The 18,703-nt window shown below is 67.6% G+C and carries 14 protein-coding genes and 2 tRNA genes; 15 read left to right on the forward strand and 1 reads right to left on the reverse strand.

Features of this window, described 5'->3' with window-relative positions:
• Window positions 1–45 precede the first annotated feature (45 nt).
• The 5 genes from ABIC65_RS17645 to ABIC65_RS17665 all read left to right on the forward strand — a co-directional run bounded on the left by ABIC65_RS17645 (window position 46) and on the right by ABIC65_RS17665 (window position 6,353).
• Window positions 46–2,070 carry a 3-hydroxyacyl-CoA dehydrogenase NAD-binding domain-containing protein gene (locus tag ABIC65_RS17645; RefSeq protein ID WP_354310449.1) on the forward strand — a complete coding sequence of 675 codons (2,025 nt, stop codon included), beginning with the start codon at window positions 46–48 and terminating at the stop codon, window positions 2,068–2,070.
• 172 nt (window positions 2,071–2,242) lie between these two features.
• On the forward strand, window positions 2,243–3,430 hold the full coding sequence (locus ABIC65_RS17650) for an acyl-CoA dehydrogenase family protein (protein ID WP_436286746.1): 1,188 nt from the start codon (window positions 2,243–2,245) through the stop codon (window positions 3,428–3,430).
• Between the two features lie 160 nt (window positions 3,431–3,590).
• Complete coding sequence (locus ABIC65_RS17655) at window positions 3,591–4,715, forward strand: acyl-CoA dehydrogenase family protein (protein ID WP_354310873.1); 1,125 nt, start codon at window positions 3,591–3,593, stop codon at window positions 4,713–4,715.
• Entirely contained in the window at window positions 4,715–5,590 is an 876-nt protein-coding gene (locus ABIC65_RS17660) for an acyl-CoA thioesterase (protein WP_354310453.1), read from the forward strand. Before ABIC65_RS17655 ends, ABIC65_RS17660 begins: the two co-directional genes overlap by 1 nt.
• Before the next feature lie 145 nt (window positions 5,591–5,735).
• Window positions 5,736–6,353, forward strand: a complete 618-nt coding sequence (locus tag ABIC65_RS17665) for a CAP domain-containing protein (protein WP_354310455.1) — start codon at window positions 5,736–5,738, stop codon at window positions 6,351–6,353.
• A gap of 7 nt (window positions 6,354–6,360) precedes the next feature.
• Here ABIC65_RS17665 and mutL read toward each other — a convergent pair whose 3' ends face one another.
• Window positions 6,361–8,199, reverse strand: coding sequence for a DNA mismatch repair endonuclease MutL (gene mutL / locus ABIC65_RS17670; RefSeq protein ID WP_354310456.1), 1,839 nt, complete (start codon window positions 8,197–8,199; stop codon window positions 6,361–6,363).
• 152 nt (window positions 8,200–8,351) lie between these two features.
• Here mutL and ABIC65_RS17675 point away from each other — a divergent pair, with 152 nt between their 5' ends.
• The 10 genes from ABIC65_RS17675 (at window position 8,352) to cyoD (ending at window position 18,547) form a co-directional block, all read left to right on the forward strand.
• Window positions 8,352–9,392: a rod shape-determining protein gene (locus tag ABIC65_RS17675; protein ID WP_064313791.1), complete on the forward strand. Its 1,041-nt coding sequence runs from the start codon at window positions 8,352–8,354 to the stop codon at window positions 9,390–9,392.
• A gap of 16 nt (window positions 9,393–9,408) precedes the next feature.
• The gene (gene mreC / locus ABIC65_RS17680; RefSeq protein WP_354310458.1) at window positions 9,409–10,308 is read left to right on the forward strand and encodes a rod shape-determining protein MreC; all 900 of its coding nucleotides are present in this window, start codon (window positions 9,409–9,411) and stop codon (window positions 10,306–10,308) included.
• A complete protein-coding gene (mreD, locus tag ABIC65_RS17685; RefSeq protein ID WP_354310459.1) occupies window positions 10,308–10,817 on the forward strand; it encodes a rod shape-determining protein MreD in 510 nt (169 codons plus the stop codon). The genes mreC and mreD overlap by 1 nt, the downstream gene beginning before the upstream one ends.
• A 3-nt stretch (window positions 10,818–10,820) precedes the next feature.
• Window positions 10,821–12,848 carry a penicillin-binding protein 2 gene (gene mrdA, locus ABIC65_RS17690; protein WP_354310460.1) on the forward strand — a complete coding sequence of 676 codons (2,028 nt, stop codon included), beginning with the start codon at window positions 10,821–10,823 and terminating at the stop codon, window positions 12,846–12,848.
• Window positions 12,848–13,966 carry a rod shape-determining protein RodA gene (gene rodA / locus ABIC65_RS17695; RefSeq protein WP_354310462.1) on the forward strand — a complete coding sequence of 373 codons (1,119 nt, stop codon included), beginning with the start codon at window positions 12,848–12,850 and terminating at the stop codon, window positions 13,964–13,966. The genes mrdA and rodA overlap by 1 nt, the downstream gene beginning before the upstream one ends.
• A gap of 99 nt (window positions 13,967–14,065) precedes the next feature.
• A tRNA-Lys gene (locus tag ABIC65_RS17700) sits at window positions 14,066–14,141 on the forward strand.
• A gap of 31 nt (window positions 14,142–14,172) precedes the next feature.
• Window positions 14,173–14,248: transfer RNA gene (locus ABIC65_RS17705), tRNA-Lys, on the forward strand.
• A 334-nt stretch (window positions 14,249–14,582) separates the two neighbouring features.
• Entirely contained in the window at window positions 14,583–15,497 is a 915-nt protein-coding gene (gene cyoA, locus ABIC65_RS17710; protein WP_354310463.1) for a ubiquinol oxidase subunit II, read from the forward strand.
• A gap of 3 nt (window positions 15,498–15,500) precedes the next feature.
• Window positions 15,501–18,164 (forward strand): cytochrome o ubiquinol oxidase subunit I, encoded by a 2,664-nt coding sequence (cyoB, locus tag ABIC65_RS17715; RefSeq protein WP_354310465.1) that lies wholly within the window; start codon window positions 15,501–15,503, stop codon window positions 18,162–18,164.
• Window positions 18,161–18,547: a cytochrome o ubiquinol oxidase subunit IV gene (cyoD, locus tag ABIC65_RS17720; protein ID WP_354310466.1), complete on the forward strand. Its 387-nt coding sequence runs from the start codon at window positions 18,161–18,163 to the stop codon at window positions 18,545–18,547. The genes cyoB and cyoD overlap by 4 nt, the downstream gene beginning before the upstream one ends.
• Window positions 18,548–18,703 lie beyond the last annotated feature (156 nt).

The raw sequence follows: 18,703 nt of genomic DNA on the forward strand, positions 1-18,703 counted from the left end.
CCCATCCCGGCCACGGCCGGTTTTCCGAACTAGGAGTTCGCATACATGTCCGTGATTACCACCAGCCGTCAGGGCCCTGTCCTGATCCTCACCTCCGACAATCCGCCGGTAAACGCGCTCGGCGCGGCGGTGCGGCAGGGGCTGCAGGCCGGCATCGAGGAAGCCAAGGGCGACGACAGCATCCAGGCGGTCGTCATCCTCTGCGCCGGCAAGACCTTCTTCGCAGGGGCCGACATCACCGAGTTCGGCAAGGCGATGGCCGAGCCGTCGCTGCCGGTGCTGGTCGACCAGATCGAGGCGCTCGACAAGCCGGTGATCGCCGCCGTCCACGGCACCGCGCTGGGCGGCGGGTGCGAGGTGGCGCTGGCGTCGCACTATCGCATCGCGGTGCCCTCGGCGAAGTTCGGTCTGCCCGAAGTGAAGCTCGGCATCCTCCCCGGTGCCGGCGGCACCCAGCGGATGCCGCGCGTCGCGGGCGTCGAAGTGGCGCTGGAGATGGCGACCAAGGGCGATCCGATCTCGGCCACCCAGGCCAAGGAAGCCGGCCTCGTCGACCGCCTTGCTGGTGAAGACAGCCTGCTCGCCGATGCGGTCGCCTTTGCGAACGAGGTGATCGGCAAGCCGGTCTCGCGCTCCAGCGAGCGCCCGGTCACCGTCGATGCGGAGACCTTCGCCAAGTTCCGCGCCGCCAATGCCAAGCGCTTCCGCGGGCTCGACGCGCCGAACACGATCGTCGACCTGATCGAGCAGACCGCCGGCAAGCCCTATGCCGAGGGCGTCCAGGCCGAGCGCATGGGTTTCATGAAGCTGATCATGGGGCAGCAGTCGGCGGCGCTCCGCCACATCTTCTTCGCCGAGCGCAAGGCCGCCAAGATCGACGGCATCGCCGACGACATCCAGCTGCGCGACATTCGCCGCGTGGGCGTGATCGGTGCCGGCACGATGGGCGGCGGGATCAGCATGAACTTCCTCTCGGCGGGCGTGCCGGTGACCATCGTCGAGATGGCGCAGGACGCGCTCGACCGCGGCACGGGCGTCATGCGCAAGAACTATGAGGCGACCGCCGCCAAGGGCCGGATGACCGCCGAGCAGGTCGAAAAGGCGATGGGCCTCCTCAAGCCCACGCTGAACTTTGACGATCTCGCCGAGTGCGACCTGATCATCGAAGCCGTCTATGAGAGCATGGACGTCAAGAAGGACGTGTTCGGCCGGCTGGACACAATCGCCAAGCCGGGCGCGATCCTCGCCTCGAACACCAGCTATCTCAACATCGACGAGATCGCCGCCGCCACCAGCCGCCCGCAGGACGTGATGGGGCTGCACTTCTTCTCGCCGGCCAACGTCATGAAGCTGCTCGAGATCGTCCGCGGCGCCAAGACCGCCGACGATGTGCTGGCGACCGCGATGGCTCTCAGCAAGAAGATCAAGAAGGTCGCGGTGATCGCGGGCGTCTGCTACGGCTTCATCGGTAACCGCATGCTGATGCCGCGCCAGGTGGAAGCCACCAAGATGCTGCTCGAAGGCGCCACGCCCGAGCAGATCGACAAGGTCCATGTCGCCTTCGGCATGCCGATGGGGCCGTTCCAGATGGCCGACCTCGCCGGCGTGGACATCGGCTGGCACCGCGACCCCAACCGCATCGAGAATATCCGCGACGCGCTCGCCGCCGAAGGGCGCTGGGGGCAGAAGAAGGGCGCCGGCTTCTACGATTATGACGAGAAGCGGCAGCCCTCGAACAGCCCGCGCGTCGCCGAGCTGATCGAGGAATGGCGCGGCAAGCTGAACGTGCCGAGCCACGACATCACCGAGGAGGAGATCGTCGTCCGCACGCTGTACACCATGGTCAACGAGGGCGCGCTGATCCTCGCGGAAGGCATGGCCCAGCGGGCGAGCGATATCGATGTGGTGTGGGTCTATGGCTACGGCTGGCCCCCGTACCGCGGCGGGCCGATGTTCTGGGCCGACACCGAAGGCCTCAAGAAGATCGTCGAGGGCCTGGAGAAATACGGCTTCGAGGTCGCCCCGCTGCTCCGCGAGAAGGCGGAAAAGGGCGAGAAGTTCAACCGGTGACCCTTTCTTTCCCTCTCCCGCCTGCGGGAGAGGGAGGGAGCGGCCGCAAGGCCGCGGAAGGGTGAGGGTGAGTAGGGCAAGACGGAACACCCGTCACCCTCACCCTCCCACCGCCTATCGGCGGCGGGCCCCTCCCTCTCCCGCAGGCGGGAGAGGGGTTCGGTAGGAGAGGATGATGACCGAGCAGCTTGAGCAGTTCCGTGAGCAAACCCGCGCCTGGCTGGAGGCGAACTGCCCGCCCGCGATGCGCGAACCGATCCGGTCCGAGAAGGACATCGTCTGGGGCGGGCGCAATCCCGACTGGGCGCATCCCGACCAGAAGCTCTGGATGGACCGCATGGCCGAACGCGGCTGGACCGTGCCCGACTGGCCGACCCAATATGGCGGCGGCGGGCTTTCCCCGGCCGAAACCAAGATCCTGCGCGAGGAAATGAAGCGGATGGGCGCGCGCACGCCGCTCAACAGCTTCGGCATCTCGATGCTCGGCCCGGCGCTGCTCAAATACGGTACCGAGGAGCAGAAGCTCGAGCACCTCCCCAAGATCGCGCGCGGCGAGATCCGCTGGTGCCAGGGCTATTCCGAGCCCAATGCCGGCTCCGACCTAGCGGGCCTCCAGACCTGGGCCGAGGATGCCGGCGATCATTATGTCGTCAACGGCCAGAAGGTATGGACCAGCTATGCCGACAAGGCCGACTGGATCTTCTGCCTGGTGCGCACGTCCAAGGAGACCAAGCAGGGCGGCATCAGCTTCGTGCTGTTCGACATGGCCTCGCCCGGCGTCTCGACCAAGCCGATCCTGCTGATCTCGGGCTATTCCCCGTTCTGCGAAACCTTCTTCGACAATGTGAAGGTGCCCAAGTCCCAGCGCGTTCACGACGAGAACAAGGGCTGGGACGTCGCCAAATATCTGCTCGGCCATGAGCGCGAGATGATCTCGGGCATGGGCCTCGACCGGGCGGGCGGCAATCCGCTGATCGAGGGCGCGATCGCGACGATCGGGCTGGACGATCAGGGCCGGCTCGCCGATCCGATCCTGCGCGCCCAGATCGCGCTGTTCGAGGTACGGATGCGCGCCTTCTCGGCGATGTCCGAGCGCTTCCTCGACGAGCTCAAGGCCGGCCGCGCCCACCCTGCCCAGCCGAGCATGATGAAATATGTCGGCACCGAGCTGAACAAGCAGCGCCACGAGCTGATCATGGCTGCCGGCGGCTCGGATGCGCTGGAATGGGAGAGCGAAGCCTCGGCCAAGGGCGCCAGGCCCCGCGCCTGGCTGCGCACCAAGGCCAATTCGATCGAGGGCGGGACGAGCGAGATCCAGCTCAACATCGTCGCGAAGCGGATCCTGGAGCTGCCGGGCTGAGGGCTGGGCATTCCCTCTCCCGCCTGCGGGAGAGGGAGGGAGCCGCCGAAAGGCGGCGGAAGGGTGAGGGTGTGTGGGGCGCAGGATGGCCCCGCCCTTCGCCCGACTCACCCTCACCCCAACCCTCTCCCGCAGGCGGGAGAGGGAGATGGAGATACCGATGCCGCTCTACCTCAACGACGAACAGACGATGCTCCGCGACACCGCCCGCGACTTCGTCGCCGAACACGCCCCCGTCCGCCACCTCCGGTCCTTGCGCGACGCTAAGGACCCCACCGGCTTCAGCCGCGAGCTGTGGAAGCAGTTCGCCGAGATGGGCCTTACCGGCATCCTGATCCCCGAAGCCTCGGGCGGCCTGGGCCTCGGCCATGTCGAGGCGGGCGTGGTGCTGGAGGAGATCGGCCGCAACCTCACCCCCTCCCCCTTCCTCTCCACCGCCGTCGCCGCGGTCGAGGCGCTGAAGGGTACGGCGCATGCCGATCGCTGGTTCCCCGGCATCGCGGCGGGCGAAGCGGTGATCGCGATCGCGCATGACGAGAAGCCCAAGTTCGGCCGCGCCGTGGCGCTCAAGGCCGAGCGCGCGGGCAACGGCTTCCGCCTGAGCGGCACCAAGCGCTTCGCCCATCACGCCCATGCCGCCGACCTGATCCTCGTCACCGCGCGCACCGCCGGCAGCGACACCGACGCGGCAGGCATCACCCTGTTCGCGATCGACCCCAAGGCGGCGGGCCTCGACCTCCGCCCCGAGCGCCTCGCCGATTCCAGCCTCGCCGCGCACGCGACCTTCGACGGCGTCGAAGTCACCGCCGATGCGGTGGTGGGCGAGATCGACGCGGGTGCCGATCCTCTCGGCCGGCTGCTGCGCGCCGCAGGGGCCGGCGCCTCGGCCGAACTGCTCGGCGTCGGCGCGGGCGCGAGCGAGATGACGCTCGGGTACCTGAAGGAACGCAAGCAGTTCGGCACGCTGATCGGCAGCTTTCAGGCGCTTCAGCACCGCGCCGCGCATCTCTACAGCGAGATGGAGGTCGCCCGCGCCGCGACGCTCAAGGCGCAGCAGCTGCTCGATGCCGGCGAACCCGCCGACGAGGCGGTCGCCATCGCCAAGGCGATGACCGGCCTTGCCACCACGCTTGCCGTGCAGGAGGGTATCCAGATGCACGGCGGCATCGGCATGACCGACGAATATGACATCGGCTTCTACATGAAGCGCGCCCGCGTGCTCGCCGAGATGTTCGGCGATTCCAACTATCATGCCAATGCGCTGGCGGAGGCGGCCGGCTACTGATGACCGACGCGAAATCCCCCGAAGACCTGGTCGCAGCCCTCACCGCGCTGCTCGACGTCGAGACGCTCGACACCGATCTCTATCGCGGCGCGCGCCAGCCCGGCGGCGTCGGCCGGGTGTTCGGCGGGCAGGTGATCGCCCAGGCGCTGCAGGCGGCGCAGCGCTCGGTAGAGGACGGCAAGGTCGCGCATTCGCTCCATGCCTATTTCATGCGGCCCGGGGACGAGAATTACCCGATCCTCTACCGAGTGGTTCGCGATTTCGAGGGGCGCAGCTTCGCCAATCGGCGCGTGATCGCGATGCAGAAGGGCAAGCCGATCCTCAACATGGCGGCCTCGTTCCAGCTGCCCGCCGAAGGCCTGCACCACCAGGACGCGATGCCCGAGGTGCCGCCGCCCGAGGACCTCCGCTCCGAAGCCGAACTGCGCGAGGAGATCCGCGACCAGATCCCGGAGAAGTTCAAGCGCTTCTTCCTCCGCGCCCGGCCGATCGAGATCCGCCCCGTCAACCCGCGCAACTGGTTCCAGCCCGAGCCGCGCGAGCCGCGGCAATATAGCTGGTTCCGCGTCGTCGCCCCCCTGCCCGACGAGCCCGCGCTCCACCGCGCGATGCTCGCCTATGCCAGCGACATGACGCTGCTCGGTACCTGCATGCTCCCCCACGGGGTCAGCTGGATGAGCGGCCAGGTGCAGACCGCCAGCCTCGACCATGCGTTGTGGCTGCACGAGCCGTTCCGCTTCGACGAGTGGCTGCTCTATGCCACCGACAGTCCCTGGGCCGGCCACACCCGCGGCTTCAACCGCGGCAGCATCTATGCGCGCGACGGCCGGCTCGTCGCGAGCGTGACTCAGGAAGGGCTGATCCGCACACGCTAACCGCTCGTCCCGAAGACCGTCCTTTTCATCTCGCCTACGCAATTATTACGCTTGATTATCCACGAGTCGTGCAGATACACCCGAGCCGGGAGGTTTGGGGTTTTATCCTATGTCGTATCGCGTGTTCGCGATATGCGCGCCTCTCGTGTCGCTGTTCACAGCGACGGCGCTGCATGCGCAATCGCTTGAGGACTCGGTCCTCGCCCAGATCAATGCTGCGCGGGCCGACCCCCGCGCCTATGCCGAGAAGTTGCGGGAATATCGCAGCTATTTCGACGGTGCGGTCGTCTATATGCCGGGCGACTATAACGGCATTCTCACCCGCGAGGGCACGGTGGTGGTCGACGAGACGATCGCCTTTCTCGAACGGCAGGAGCCGCTGCCGCCGCTCACCCAGGCCGATATCCTCGCGCTGGCTGCGGTGGACTTTTCCCGCGAACAGGGCGCGCTCGGCGCACGGGGGCATCGCGGCGCCGATGGCAGCGATCCCGGCGTCCGGGTGAAGCGCCGCGGCGGCGATATCTTCGTCGGCGAGGCGATCGCCTATGGCTTCGACAATGCCGAGGAGGTGGTGCGCCAGATGATCGTCGACGACGGCGTGCCCGATCGCGGCCACCGCCGCCTGCTGTTCGATTCCAAGCTGAAGTTCGCCGGGATCGGCTGCGGGCCGCACAGCAAGATGGAGCATATCTGCGTCGTCGACGTCAGCGCGACCAAGGACGGCCGGCCGGTGCGCCTCCGCTACGCCCTGCAGCAGCGCTGACCGGCCGTCACTTCCGGCCGAACAGCTTCTCGATGTCGCCATGCGCCAGCTTCACCCAGGTGGGGCGGCCATGGTTGCACTGCCCGGAATGGGGGGTGACCTCCATCTCGCGGAGCAGCGCATTCATCTCGGCGACCGAGAGGATGCGGCCGGCGCGCACCGAGCCATGGCAGGCCATGGTCGCGGCGACATGGTCGAGCCGCTCCTTGAGGCTCAGCGCCTCGTCGAAGCTGGCGAGTTCGTCGGCGAGATCGGTGACGAGGCCGTGGACGTCGCCGGTGCCGAGCGCGGCGGGCACCGCGCGGACCAGCATCGCGCGCGGGCCGAAGCGTTCGAGCTCGAGCCCGAAGGCGCGCAGTTCCTCGACCCGCGCTTCGAGCCGGTCGCAACCGGGTTCGTCGAGCTCGACCACTTCGGCGAGCAGCAGCGCCTGGCTGGGCACGGTGCCGCCGGCCATGGCACGGCGCATGCGCTCCAGCACCAGCCGCTCGTGCGCGGCGTGCTGGTCGACGAGGACGAGGCCGTCCTGCGCCTCCGCGACGATATAGGTCTTGGCGACCTGCCCGCGGGCGACGCCGAGCGGAAAATCGGTGCCGAGCGGGGCTTCGTGGCGCGCGGGCTCGGCCCGGGCGTAGGGTGCGGCGGCGAAGAAGGTGCCGGAGTCGCGCACGGCGCCGGAGTACCTTCCAAGCCCCTCCCCTTCAGGGGAGGGGTTGGGGTGGGGCTGTGTCTCACCGAGACCAACCGACGTTCTGGAATCCCTCCACCCCAACCCCTCCTCCAAGGAGGATGGGCTAGAGGAGGCCCCGCCCCCCGGCTGCCACAAGCCCAGCGCCGCCTCGCTCGGCCGCTGCACGCTGCGATGCCCCGCGGCATCCAGCGCCCGCCGCAGCCCGCTGACGATCAGCCCCCGCGCCAGCGCCGGATCGCGGAAGCGCACTTCGGTCTTGGCGGGGTGCACGTTCACGTCGACCACCTCGGGCGGCACGTCGAGGAACAGCGCCACCACCGGGTGCCGGTCGCGCGCGAGCATCTCGGCATAGGCGCCGCGCACCGCGCCGACGAGCAGACGATCCTTCACCGGCCGACCGTTGACGAACAGATATTGGTGGTCCGCCACGCCGCGGTTGAAGGTGGGAATGCTCGCGACCCCGCCGAGCACCAGTCCCTCGCGCTCGAAATCGATCGCGACGCTGTTTTCCTGCAGCGCCCGGTCGGTGAGCGCAGCGACCCGTGCGGGCCGGCTCTCGCCCCCCTGCACGCTCAGCACCCGGCGCCCGTCATGCTCGACCGCGAAGGCGATGTCGGGCCGCGCCATGGCGAGCCGCTTCATCCCGTCTAGACAGGCGGCATATTCGGCGCGGGTCGAGCGCAGGAATTTGCGCCGCGCGGGCACCCGGCCGAACAGCGCCTCCACCCGCACCCGCGTGCCGGGCGGCAAGGCGGCCGGTCCTTCGGCGATCCGCGCCCCATTATCTACCGTGAGCGACCAGCCTTCGGCGCCGCGCACCCGGCTTTCCAGCGTCAGCTGCGCGACACTTGCGATCGAGGGCAGCGCCTCGCCGCGGAAACCCAACGTCGCGACGTGCTCGATATCGTCGGTCGGCAGCTTGGAGGTGGCGTGGCGCTCCAGTGCGAGCGCCATTTCGGCGGGCGCCATGCCGCAGCCATCGTCGATCACCTCGATCAATTCGATGCCCCCGCCGGCCAGCTTCACGGTGATCCGTGTAGCGCCTGCGTCGATTGCGTTTTCAACGAGTTCCTTGAGGGCGCTGGCAGGGCGTTCGACCACCTCGCCGGCAGCGATACGGTTAACAAGATGTTCGGGCAGGCGGCGTATTGACATGCCATCCGCTGTAGCCCAAGCGACGGCCTCCCGCGACCCGCATCCGCAAGACACCAGGCCGGAGGAAACTCTGTCCCGGAACGGGTTCGGGCCAAACAATTTGTGCGAGCAGCCGGACGGGGGGCGCCCAACCCGGCAGGACGGATCAATAGATGGCTTTCTCCCGCATTTTCAAATTCATGTCGCATGACATGGCGATCGATCTGGGTACTGCGAATACCGTTGTTTATCTGCGCGGACGCGGCATCGTGCTCAACGAGCCGTCGGTCGTCGCGGTCGAGACGCTGAACGGCGTGAAGAAGGTCAAGGCCGTCGGTGACGACGCCAAGCTGATGATGGGCAAGACCCCCGGCTCGATCGAGGCGATTCGCCCGCTGCGCGACGGCGTGATCGCGGACATCGATGTCGCCGAGGAGATGATCAAGCACTTCATCCGCAAGGTGCATGGGCAGCGCCGCTTCATGCGCTGGCCGGAGATCGTGATCTGCGTGCCGTCGGGCTCCACCTCGGTCGAGCGCCGCGCGATCCGTGACGCCGCGTCGAACGCCGGCGCCAGCCAGGTGTGGCTGATCGAAGAGCCGATGGCCGCCGCGATCGGCGCCGACATGCCGGTGACCGAGCCGATCGGCTCGATGGTCGTCGATATCGGCGGCGGCACCACCGAAGTCGCGGTGCTGAGCCTGCGCGGGCTCGCCTATTCGACCAGCGTGCGCGTCGGCGGCGACAAGATGGACGAGGCGATCGTCTCGTACGTCCGTCGCAACCACAACCTGCTGATCGGCGAAGCCACCGCCGAGCGGATCAAGCAGGAAGTCGGCGTCGCCAAGCCGCCGGTCGACGGCATCGGCAAGACGATCCACATCAAGGGCCGCGACCTCGTCAACGGCGTGCCCAAGGAAATCCAGATCAACCAGGGCCAGATCGCCGAGGCGCTGTCCGAACCGGTCAACACCATCGTCGAGGGCGTCCGCATCGCGCTGGAGAACACCGCGCCGGAACTGGCCGCCGACATCGTCGACCAGGGCATCGTCCTCACCGGCGGCGGCGCGCTGCTGCACGGGCTGGACGAAGTGCTGCGCGACGAGACCGGCCTGCCCGTCACCGTCGCCGACGATCCGCTGACCTGCGTGGCGCTGGGCACCGGCCGCGCGCTCGAGGATCCGATGTTCCGCGGCGTTCTCCTCCAGGTCTGACGAAAGGCCAACGGCGATGGCGCCGCCACGGAATCGGCGCCCGGGGTTTTCGCGACGGGCGCAATATGGGCTGTTCTTCAGCTATGTGGCGGCGATCGGCCTGTTGCTGATCGGCGGCGGGCTGGTGCTGGTCTCGCGCTACAACCCGCATGCGTTTGCCGCGCTGCGCAGCACCGTCGCCGAAGTTACCACCCCGGTCTCCTCGGGCCTCGACATGGTGCGGCGCGGCGTCGGCAGCGTGCCGACGGCGATCAGCAGCTATTTCGGGGTGCGCGGCGAGAATTCGCGGCTCAAGCGCCAGATCGAGGCCGAGCATGCCGCGCTCCAGCGCGCATTGGGGCTCGAGCGCGAGAACCAGCGGCTGCGGCTGCTGCTCAAGGTGCGCGACGCCACGCCGGAGACGATCGTCGTCGCCCGGCTGGTCAATTCCTCCGCCGCCAGCACCCGCCGCTACGCCACGCTCAACGCCGGCAGCTGGCAGCGCGTCGGCCAGGGACAGCCGGTGCGCGACGGCGACGGGCTGATCGGCCAGGTGGTCGAAGCCGGTCCCAATGCCTCGCGCGTGCTGCTGATCACCGATCCGGACAGCACCATCCCCGTCCGCCGCGCGAGCGACGGGCTGCCCGCCATCGTTACCGGCAAGGGCGACGGTACGCTCGACGTGCGCGCCGCCAATGCCGCCGCCAATCCCTTCCGGCCGGGCGACCTGCTCGTCACCTCGGGCACCGGCGGCGTGTTCCCGCCCAACATCCCGCTGGGCAAGGTCAGCACGATCGGCCGCGATTCCTCGGTCGTCACGCCCGCGAGCAACCCCGACATGGCCGATTTCGTGATGGTGCTGCGCGTGTTCCTGCCCGAGCCGGCGCCGCCGCCCCAGGCCTTCCCGACCCCCGCCGCTACGCCCAAGGCCAAGTGATGGCGCTCGACCTCCAGCCACTGGGAGTGCCCTCGCCGCGCCCCCGGGCGCGCTGGCTTGCCCCTTTGTCGATCGCGCTCGCCTCGCTGGTGACGATCCTGCCGGTCATCGCGACCGTGCCCTTCCTGCCGCCCTTCGGCCTGCTGATGCTGCTGGCCTGGCGGCTGCTGCGGCCCGATGCGCTGCGCGTGTGGGTCGCCGCCCCGCTCGGGCTGTTCGACGATCTGCTCAGCGGCCAGCCCTTCGGCTCGGCGATGTTCCTGTGGATGGCATGCATGTTGATCATCGACGTGCTAGAGACGCGCATCGTGTGGCGAAACTTCTGGCAGGACTGGCTGATTGCCGCGGGCGCGACCGCCTTCGTGCTGATCGCGGGGCGGTTCCTCGCGTCCCCCATCTCGGCCAAGGTTGACGCCGCGCTGCTGCTCCAGGCAGGCGCCTCGGCGATGCTGTTCCCGCTCGCCTCGCGGCTGTGCGCCTGGCTCGACCGTGACGTGGTGAAGGCCTGAGCCATGGTGCGGATCACCGAAGCAGCCCAGACCTACAGCTTCTCCCGCCGCGCGGTGGTGCTCGGCGCGGCGCAGGGTGCCGTCGGCATGGTGCTGGCCGGGCGCATGGCCTGGCTGTCGGTGGTCGAGAACGAGCAGTACAAGCTCAAGGCCGAGAGCAACCGCGTCAACAACACGCTGATCCCGCCGCGCCGCGGCTGGCTGCTCGACCGCAGCGGCAAGCCGCTCGCCAGCAACCGCACCGATTTCCGCGTCGACCTGATCCCCGATCGCATCGTCGACAAGGACAAGCTGCTCGCCGAGCTGACCCGGTTGCTCAACCTCGCCCCCGAGGATCTCGCCCGGATCGAGACCGACCTCAAACGCGCCGGCGGCTTCCGCCCGGTGCAGGTGGTGGAAAATCTCGACTGGGACCGCTTCGCCGCGGTGCTGGTCCGCCAGCCCGAGCTGCCCGGCGTGGCCCCCACCCGCGGCTATGCGCGGCACTATCCGCTGGGCGCCGGAGTCGGCCATCTGATCGGCTATGTCGGCACCGCCTCGGCCGAGCAGTTCAAGGCGGACAAGGATCCGCTGCTCGTCACCCCCGGGTTCAAGCTGGGCAAGGACGGGCTGGAGAAGACGCTCGACCACCGGCTCCGCGGTAAGCCCGGCGCCAAGCGGGTCGAGGTGACCGCGCATGGCCGCCCGGTGCGCGAGCTGGAAACCCGCGCGGACACGCCCGGGGAGAGCATCAAGCTCACCATCGACGCCGGCCTCCAGGAATATGTCGCGCGGCGGCTCGGCACCAATTCGGGCTCGGCGATCGTGATCGATGTCGCCTCGGGCGACATCCTCTCGATGGTGTCGATGCCGTCCTATGATCCCAACAGCTTTTCCGACGGCATCAGCCAGCTGGAATGGAAGATGCTGTCCGAGGACGATCACGTGCCCTTGATGAACAAGGTGCTGCAGGGACTCTATCCGCCCGGCTCCACCGTCAAGCCGATGAACGGCCTGGCGCTGATGGCGGCGGGGGTGAGCCCGCACGACCGTGTCGTCTGCTCGGGCGCGCTTCGCGTGGGCAACGGCGTGTTCCACTGCCACAAGAAGGGGGGGCACGGGCCGCTCGACCTCAAGAACGCGATCATGCAGAGCTGCGACATCTATTTCTACGAGATGGTCCGCCGCGTCGGCTATGATGCGATCGCGCCCATGGCCCGGATGCTGGGCATGGGCCAGAAGTTCGACATGCCCTTCACCACCCAGCGCTATGGCACCGTGCCGGACAGCGCGTGGAAGCTGAAGAAATACCATCATCCCTGGACGGTGGCGGATTCGCTCAACGCCTCGATCGGCCAGGGCTATGTGCTGGCGAATCCGCTGCAGCTGGCGGTGATGGCCAGCCGGCTCGCCTCGGGCAAGATCCTGGTACCGCGGCTGCTCTCGAACGGCCCCTCGGGCGCCCAGCCGCTGCCGGTGAGCCCGGAGGATCTCGCGATCGTCCGCGATGCGATGTACGGCGTGATCAACGGCGGCGGCACCGGCGGGGCGGCGCGGATGTACGTGCAGGGCGTCGCGCTGGCGGGCAAGACCGGCACCGCACAGGTGCGCCGCATCACCATGGCGGAGCGCCGCACCGGCGTGCTCAAGAACGGATCGCTGCCGTTCAAGATGCGCGACCACGCGCTGCTCGTGTGCTTCGCGCCGCACGACAATCCGAAATATGCCGCCGCGATCGTGCTCGAGCATAACGGCCACACCGTCCGCAATCTCGACACGCCGCTGATCGGCCGGGACATCATGACCTATCTGTTCGATCGCGATCAAGCGATGAAGACGCTGGCCGAAGTCGAGCCCACCTGGGGCGGCGACTACACGACGCGGATGGCCGCCCAGTCCGCAGCCTTTCGCGCCGCCCAGGCCACCCCGCCCCCGCCTGCGCCCGAGGATACCGAGGAAGCGGCAAGCAGCCTTGCCGACCAGGCCGCCAACAGCACCGCCGATTCGACCAAGCGCGACGTGGCGCCCACCGGCAGCGTGGAGGGCGACTGATGGCGCGGCCCGGCAATGGCATTGTCCCCATGCAGGTCGCCCAGCTGCCCTGGAAGATCCTGTTCCTGGTGCTGGCGATCGGCGGCTTCGGCCTCGTCGTGCTCTATTCGGCGGCCGGCGGCAGCATCAAGCCCTGGGCGTTCAACCAGGGAATCCGCTTCCTGCTGTTCCTCGGTGTCGCGCTGGCGATGTCGCGCGTGCCGGTGCGGTTCTGGTCGCAATGGTCGCTTCCCATCTACGGCGCGCTGGTGGTCGCGCTGCTCGGCGTGGAGGCGCTGGGCAAGGTGGCGGGCGGCAGCCAGCGTTGGATCAGCCTGGGCGGCTTCCAGTTCCAGCCCTCCGAGCTGATGAAGCCGATGATCGTGCTCGCGCTCGCCCGCTTCTACGAGATGCTGCCAGCCAGCGAGACGCGCAAGTTCGTGGCGATCTGGCCGGCCTGCGTGCTGATCGGGGTGCCGGCGCTGCTCGTCATCATGCAGCCCGATCTCGGCACCGGGCTGATGATCACCGGCTGCGGCGTCATGGTGATGTTCCTGGCGGGCGTGCCCTTGCGGCTGTTCATCGCCGGCGCGCTGGCGGTGTCGGTAGCCGCCCCCCTCGCCTTCAACTTCGTGCTGCACGATTACCAGCGCAACCGCGTGCTGATCTTCCTCGATCCCGAGCGCGATCCGCTGGGTACCGGCTATCACATCACCCAGTCGAAGATCGCGATCGGATCGGGCGGCATCTTCGGCAAGGGCTTCCTGCAGGGCACGCAGAGCCACCTCGACTATCTCCCCGAGGGCCAGACCGACTTCGCGCTGGCGACGATGATGGAGGAATGGGGGCTGGCCGGCGGCGTGTTCCTGATCGTCGCGTTCGGGATGCTGATCGCCTGGGGCGTCGGCGTCGGCATGCGCGCCAAGACGCGGTTCGGGCGGCTGACCGCGGCGGGGCTCTCCGGCACGATGTTCCTCTATTGCTCGATCAACATGGCGATGGTGATCGGCCTGGCGCCGGTGGTGGGCGTGCCGCTGCCGCTGATCAGCTTCGGCGGCACCGCGGTGATGACCTTCATGCTGTGCCTGGGAATCCTCCTCTCGATCGACCGCGACGGCCGCACCAAGACGCGCTGGTGATTTTTTCATTTTTGGGGTTTACAAGCCGCGCGAGGCGACGCTAAAGGCGCGCCTCCGAAGCGGCGGTGCCCCACCAAGGGCGCCATGCAGAAGCCGGATGGACACATAGCTCAGTTGGTAGAGCAGCTGACTCTTAATCAGCGGGTCCTTGGTTCGAGCCCAAGTGTGTCCACCACTTCCTCTTCTGCCCAGACGCCTTCCGGTATGGACACATAGCTCAGTTGGTAGAGCAGCTGACTCTTAATCAGCGGGTCCTTGGTTCGAGCCCAAGTGTGTCCACCATCTCCCTACATCAGGAAATTTTTCCGGCTGCTCCTTGGACGTGAGGAGCGCGGGCAGGTCACATCTGTCTTGACCGTCCGGAAGGCTGTCCACGCAACGCAGAGGCGCCACTTCCGGAATGTGATGGCCGCCACGTACGCACGTTAGCCTTCACCGTTGCACCGCAACATCAGACCACCCGCGCCAACCCCGATCAATACCTCCCGGCACCGCCATGTCACGTTCGCGGCAAGCGAAGACGCGTCCGCGACAGGACGTCTCAACATGCCGAGGTGAACGTGAAACAGCAGCAAGGGCCCGCCCTGTCGAGGCGACGTGCCGGGGTCGGACCGCGATGACCGCGCGCGCCCCTAATCCCCTCTCCCCGTGGCGGTGCACCGGCGCGGGCGCGCTCGTGCTGCTCCTCGGCGGGTGCAATCGCGGCGTGCTGGATCCGCAAGGGCCGGTCGGCGTCGCCGAGAAGACGCTGCTGCTCAACGCTACGGGTATCATGCTGTGCGTGGTCGTGCCGGTGATGATCGCCACGCTCTGCGTCGCCTGGTGGTTCCGTGCCGGCAACACCCGCGCACGCTACCGGCCGACCTGGACCTATTCGGGCAAGGTCGAGCTGATCATCTGGTCGATCCCGGCGATGATCATCCTGCTGCTCGGCGGCGTCACCTGGATCGCCTGCCACCAGCTCGATCCGGCCAGGCCGCTCGCCTCGTCGCAGCAGGCGATCGAGGTGGAGGTGGTGTCGCTCGACTGGAAGTGGCTGTTTATCTATCCGCAGCAGGGCATCGCCAGCGTGAACCGCGTCGTCGTGCCGGTGGGCGCGCCGGTGCACTTCCGGCTCACCTCCGCCACGGTGATGAACAGCTTCTTCGTGCCCCAGCTCGGCGGCCAGATCTACACCATGACCGGCATGGTCTCGCAGCTGCACCTGATCGCGGATCGGGCCGGCAGCTATGACGGGCTCTCCGCCCAGTTCAGCGGCGACGGCTTCTCGGACATGCACTTCCGCTACGATGCGGTGCCGCGCCGCGCCTTCGATGCCTGGATCGCCGCCGCCAGGGCCGCCGGACCGGCGCTCGACACCGCCGGCTATGTCGCACTCGCCAAGCCCAGCTCGGCCGTGGCGCCGATCACCTATGCCACGGTCGATCCGACGCTGTTCGATCGCATCACCACCGGCAAGCCGATCGCGACCGCTGCGGTCGCTCCCCATTCCATGGCCGCCCACCACGGCGCCAGCAACAAGGGCTTTTGACGGATGCTCGGCAAACTCACCTGGAGGGCCATTCCGTTCACCGAACCGCTGCCGCTGATCACCTCGGCGGTCGTGCTGGCGGTGATCGCGGGAGTACTCGCCTGGATCACCGCCAAGGGCCATTGGGGCACTCTCTGGCGCGAATGGATCACCTCGGTCGATCACAAGCGCGTCGGCATTATGTATGTGCTGCTGGGCCTGATCATGCTGCTGCGCGGCTTTTCCGACGCGCTGCTGATGCGCACCCACTTGGCGATGGCCTCGGGCATCAACCAGGGCTACCTCCCGCCCGAGCATTTCAACCAGATCTTCTCCGCCCATGGCACGATCATGATCTTCTTCGTGGCGATGCCGCTGGTGATGGGGATGATGAACTTCGTGCTGCCGCTCCAGCTGGGCGTGCGCGACGTCGCCTTTCCGACGATGAACTCGATCAGCTTCTGGTTGACCGCTTCGGGCGCGCTGCTGATCAACGTCAGCCTGTTCGTCGGCGAATTCGCGCGGACCGGCTGGCTCGGCTATCCGCCGCTCAGCGAGCTGCAATATTCGCCCGGGGTGGGCGTCGACTATTATCTATGGTCGGTGCAGATCACCGGGGTCGGCACGGTGCTGTCCGCGGTCAACCTGGTGACGACGATCCTCAAGCTGCGCGCGCCGGGCATGGCCTATACGCGCATGCCGGTGTTCTGCTGGACCGCGCTGGCCTCGAACCTGGTGATCCTGGCGATCTTCCCGATCCTCACCGCCTGCCTCGCGATGCTGACGCTGGACCGCTATCTCGACTTTCACTTCTTCACCACCGATGGCGGCGGCAACACGATGATGTTCGTCAACCTGGTGTGGATGTGGGGCCATCCCGAGGTCTACGCCCTCGTGCTTCCCGCCTTCGGCATCTATTCGGAGGTCGTCTCCACCTTCTCCAGCAAGCCGCTGTTCGGCTATCGCTCGATGGTCACCGCCTCGATGGTGATCTGCGTCCTGTCGTGCATGGTGTGGCTGCACCATTTCTTCACGATGGGCGCGGGTGCCGACGTAAACGCCTTTTTCGGCATCGCGACGATGATCATCGCGGTGCCGACCGGCGTGAAGATATTCAACTGGCTGTTCACCATGGTCGGCGGCCGCGTGCGGTTCGAAGTGCCGATGCTGTGGACGGTCGGCTTCATGATCACCTTCGTCACCGGCGGCCTCACCGGCGTGCTCCTCGCGGTGCCGCCGGTGGACTTCATCGTCCACAACTCGCAGTTCCTCGTCGCCCATTTCCACCACGTGATCATCAGCGGCGTCGTGTTCGGGCTGTTCGCCGGCTACAGCTACTGGTTCCCCAAGGCGTTCGGGTTCCGCCTGCACGACGGCTGGGGCAAGGCGGCCTTCTGGTGCTGGTTCTTCGGCTTCTATCTCGCCTGGATGCCGATGTACGTGATCGGCCTGCAGGGCGCGACGCGCCGCATGCAGCATTACAACGACCCGAGCTGGCAGCCCTATGAGATCGCCTCGGCATGCGGTGCGCTCGTCATCCTGTGCGGCGTGCTCTGCCAAGCGATCCAGCTCTTCGTCTCGATCCGCAACCGCGACACGCTGCGCGACGTGACCGGCGATCCCTGGGACGGCCGTTCGCTCGAATGGTCGACCAGCTCGCCGCCGCCGGCGTTCAACTTCGCGGTGCTCCCCGACGTGCGCGGCGAGGAGGCCTATTGGGGCATCAAGCAGCGCGCCATCGCCCAGCTGCACCTCGCCGAGGCGCCCGCCTATCACGCGATCGAAATGCCGCGCCCCTCGCCGATCGGCGTGATCACCGCCTTCTTCGCCAGCTTCGCCGGCTTCGCGTTGATCTGGCATATCTGGTGGCTGGTGGTGCTGAGCGTGGCGGCAGGGTTCGTCGCCCTCGCCAGGTTCGGCTGGCGCCGCGAGGACGAGGTCGAGATACCGGCGGCCGAGGTCGCCCGTCTCGACCAGGCCCGGCGCGCTACCCGCACCAGCGCGCTCGCCGAGGTCACGGCGGCACGCCAGGAAGCAGCGCATGCCGCACTCGCCCTGGAGCAAAGCGATCCCCATCAGCTGGGCCATAGGGGTGCCGAGACCGACGTCGGCGACAGCGGCCCCGCCGACAAGACGGTCGTCGCCGGCTTCGGCTTCTGGGTGTTCCTGCTGACCGACATCATCATGTTCTCGGCGCTGTTCGCCACCTATGCGGTGCTCGCGCACGCCACCGATGGCGGACCGACCGCGAAGATGCTGTTCAGCCGAACGACGGTGGGGATCGAGACGGTCTGCCTGCTCTTCTCGACCTTCACCTGCGGCCTCGCCTTGCTCGCGGCCAAGCGGCGGAACGTGGGGCTCACCCAACTGATGCTCGCGCTCACCGGCGTGCTGGGGGCCGCCTTCCTCTCGATCGAGCTGCGCGAGTTCGCCGGCATGATCGCACAAGGGGCAGGACCGTCGCGATCGGCATTCCTCTCGGCCTTCTTCACGCTGGTCGGCTATCACGGCTTCCACGTCGCCGCCGGGCTGGTCTGGCTGGTGTCGCTGGCCGCGCAGATCGCCACCCGCGGGTTCGCGCCGAAGGTGCAGCGCAAGCTGCTCTGCTTCAGCCTGTTCTGGCACGCCCTCGACATCGTCTGGGTCGCCGTTTTCACCATCGTCTATCTGTTTGGAACCAGCCTATGACCGACCATCCTACGCATGCCGGCCACAGCGATGCTGCGCCGGGCGAAGAGCGGGACAGCTTCCTCTCGGGCAGCGCCGGCTATATCATCGGCCTGCTGCTGGCGCTGGCGCTGACGGCAACCTCCTTCTGGGCAGCCGAATCCGGAGCGCTGTGGCGTCCCGGCGTGCCGATCGGGCTGTGCGTGCTGGCGGTGGCGCAGATGGGCATCCATCTGGTGTTCTTCCTCCACATCACCACCGCGCCGGACAGCACCAACAACGTCCTCGCGCTCGCCTTCGGCATCATCATCGTGGTGCTCGTCGTCGTCGGATCGATCTGGATCATGGACAATCTCAACGCCAACATGATGCCGATGGACCAGGCGATGCACCTGCAGCCCTGAGGCGACGCCTGCATTCCGGAGCGGGGCGGCGGCGCATTGACTCTGGCGGGCAACAGTTCGTTACGTTTGCTGGTCTCGTGCGTTGCAGCATCATGGCCAAGAAACCCGCACCGCTCTCCCCCGCCGAACGCAGCACCATCCTCGAAGCCAACCGCA

Source organism: Sphingomonas trueperi (genome assembly GCF_040545665.1).
Lineage (GTDB): Bacteria > Pseudomonadota > Alphaproteobacteria > Sphingomonadales > Sphingomonadaceae > Sphingomonas > Sphingomonas trueperi_B.

Coding starts and splice junctions, on each gene's coding strand:
- ABIC65_RS17645 (WP_354310449.1), top strand. CDS start 46: ATGTCCGTGATTACCACCAGCCGTCAGGGCCCTGTCCTGATCCTCACC.
- ABIC65_RS17650 (WP_436286746.1), top strand. CDS start 2,243: ATGATGACCGAGCAGCTTGAGCAGTTCCGTGAGCAAACCCGCGCCTGG.
- ABIC65_RS17655 (WP_354310873.1), top strand. CDS start 3,591: ATGCCGCTCTACCTCAACGACGAACAGACGATGCTCCGCGACACCGCC.
- ABIC65_RS17660 (WP_354310453.1), top strand. CDS start 4,715: ATGACCGACGCGAAATCCCCCGAAGACCTGGTCGCAGCCCTCACCGCG.
- mutL (WP_354310456.1), bottom strand. CDS start 8,199: ATGTCAATACGCCGCCTGCCCGAACATCTTGTTAACCGTATCGCTGCC.
- ABIC65_RS17675 (WP_064313791.1), top strand. CDS start 8,352: ATGGCTTTCTCCCGCATTTTCAAATTCATGTCGCATGACATGGCGATC.
- mreC (WP_354310458.1), top strand. CDS start 9,409: ATGGCGCCGCCACGGAATCGGCGCCCGGGGTTTTCGCGACGGGCGCAA.
- mreD (WP_354310459.1), top strand. CDS start 10,308: ATGGCGCTCGACCTCCAGCCACTGGGAGTGCCCTCGCCGCGCCCCCGG.
- mrdA (WP_354310460.1), top strand. CDS start 10,821: ATGGTGCGGATCACCGAAGCAGCCCAGACCTACAGCTTCTCCCGCCGC.
- rodA (WP_354310462.1), top strand. CDS start 12,848: ATGGCGCGGCCCGGCAATGGCATTGTCCCCATGCAGGTCGCCCAGCTG.
- cyoA (WP_354310463.1), top strand. CDS start 14,583: ATGACCGCGCGCGCCCCTAATCCCCTCTCCCCGTGGCGGTGCACCGGC.
- cyoB (WP_354310465.1), top strand. CDS start 15,501: ATGCTCGGCAAACTCACCTGGAGGGCCATTCCGTTCACCGAACCGCTG.
- cyoD (WP_354310466.1), top strand. CDS start 18,161: ATGACCGACCATCCTACGCATGCCGGCCACAGCGATGCTGCGCCGGGC.